The sequence below is a fragment of the Thioclava sp. SK-1 genome (assembly GCF_001705665.1).
GTDB lineage: Bacteria > Pseudomonadota > Alphaproteobacteria > Rhodobacterales > Rhodobacteraceae > Thioclava.
In genome coordinates, this window is sequence record NZ_MDHA01000074.1 from 1 (window position 1) to 1,873 (window position 1,873).

Genomic DNA, 1,873 nt, shown 5'->3' on the forward strand with positions numbered 1-1,873 from the left:
CGTAGCCCACGATCTGAAACCTGCATCAGGCGGCACAGATACGCACGTAAAAGATCTCCGCGATACTCCGCAATGAATTGAAATCTCATTGCTTTTGGCTCGCGAAGAAGATTGCCGCCGTTTTTAACACCTCCCTCTCCTCCCGCAGAATACGGTTTTCTTTGCGCAAGCGCTCATTCTCGCGGCGCAACTCCGCGTCCTCAGCTGCTGTTGGATCGGTCGAGTAATCCCGCATCCACTTGCCCATGGTCGAAAAACCAACCCCAAGGTCCGACGCAACCTGTCGCCGTGTCAGGCCGCTGTGCGCCGCGATCCGAACCGCTTCGCGCTTGAAATCTTCACTATGCTTGGCTGCCATATCCAGTCTCCTTCAAAGCGAGCATTGCTCACAGAAAACCGGAACGGAAGTGATGCAAGTCCATGTAGGGCATCACCAGACCGGTGCCGTCCCAATACAGAAGCTTCAGCCGATCGGCACGGCGCGAGCGGAACACAAACACCGTGCCGGTGAACGGATCCTTGCGCAGCACAGATGACACGATTGCCGCCAGACCATCATGACCTTTCCTGAGGTCCACTGGCTGCGTCGAGACCAGAACTCGCACGCGGTTTGACGGGAACATCATCGCCGTGCCCCCAGTGCCCGCACGATCTCGGCAATCCGGTCAGAACTGGTGGTGCCATCGACCCGGATTGTCACACGACCTATCGCTATCTTGATGGGCTTACAGGACAATCCGTCAGGCTTTGTGGGCTGCCCCGCGACAGCCGGCACATCCGCACCGCCGCCACCATCCGACATGACGATCGGTGCAAAACAGAGACCGTCATCTTCAACCGCAGGCAAAACCAACCGGCCATCACGTGCCCGACCACGCCATTCCGACAAATGGTTCGCCCAAAGCCCATACCGCGCCGCAACTGCATTCACGCTCACACCCGGCTGCAAACTCTCAGCAACGATCCGCGCCTTGACCTCATCCGGCCAGCGTCGCTGTCCGTTGGTCCTTATCTCCACCCCGTAATCCCGGAGAAACTCCAACGTAGTCGCCATCGCGAAACTCCTGCACCGATCTCCATCGGACATGGCATCGCAGGTCAGACAAGCGGGCAAAAGGTGAGGGCCAGCGAACGTTTACAATAAATTGGCGGTCGAAAACGATTTTTTGTCACAAAGGCTGAAGCGATGAGCCCGTCAGAATGCAAGATTTTCATCGACCGTAACCGCGCTGATCTCAGCCTGACGAAGCAGTGCAAGTTGGTTAAGATCAGCCGGTCCTCGCTGTATTATACGCCGGTTGGTGTGAATGCTGAGACGCTGGATTTGATGAATGAAATTGACCGCGTGTTTACCAAATGCCCATTCTTCGGCAGCCGCCAGATCGCGGCTTACTTGCCAAGAAATGGGTTCCACGCTGGCCGCCACCGTGTGTGCCGTCTGATGAGCATCATGGGGCTGCAAGCCATCTATAAGGGTCCAAGCACCAGCAAGAAGCACCCACAGCATCGCATTTATCCATACCTGCTGAGAAAGCTGCCGATAACGCGCCCGAACCACGTTTGGTGCAGTGACATCACCTATATTCCAGTGCGGCGTGGCTTCTTGTATATGATGGTAATCATGGACTGGGCCACGCGCAAGGTGCTGGCGTGGCGGCTCTCGAATACGCTGGACGCCAGCTTATGTGTTGAGACTTTGAAAGAGGCCATCGCAAAATACGGCAAGCCCGAGATTATGAACACCGATAGTCATACGATTGATACCAGTTCTCGGATGGTTTGACTCAAACACTGATCGACCATTCGCTGGGTTGGTGCCGCATGGCTTCTCGGTTTGGTTTGACCCAAACAGCGACCGACCTGACACGTGTCT

Annotated in this window: 2 protein-coding genes and 2 pseudogenes; 1 reads left to right on the forward strand and 3 read right to left on the reverse strand. The window is 55.9% G+C overall.

Annotation, left to right across the window (positions count from 1 at the left end):
• From BFP70_RS17755 to BFP70_RS17765, 3 genes and pseudogenes are all read right to left on the reverse strand, one after another.
• A pseudogene (locus BFP70_RS17755) lies at window positions 1-358 on the reverse strand (transposase); the annotation flags it as partial.
• Window positions 359-386: 28 nt separating this feature from the next.
• The gene (gene tnpB, locus BFP70_RS17760; RefSeq protein ID WP_083217600.1) at window positions 387-626 is read right to left on the reverse strand and encodes an IS66 family insertion sequence element accessory protein TnpB; all 240 of its coding nucleotides are present in this window, start codon (window positions 624-626) and stop codon (window positions 387-389) included.
• Window positions 623-1,054: a transposase gene (locus tag BFP70_RS17765; RefSeq protein ID WP_066013032.1), complete on the reverse strand. Its 432-nt coding sequence runs from the start codon at window positions 1,052-1,054 to the stop codon at window positions 623-625. The genes tnpB and BFP70_RS17765 overlap by 4 nt, the downstream gene beginning before the upstream one ends.
• A gap of 108 nt (window positions 1,055-1,162) precedes the next feature.
• Between BFP70_RS17765 and BFP70_RS17770 the strand changes: the two are divergent.
• Window positions 1,163-1,771, forward strand: a pseudogene (locus BFP70_RS17770) (DDE-type integrase/transposase/recombinase); the annotation flags it as partial.
• Window positions 1,772-1,873: the final 102 nt, after the last annotated feature.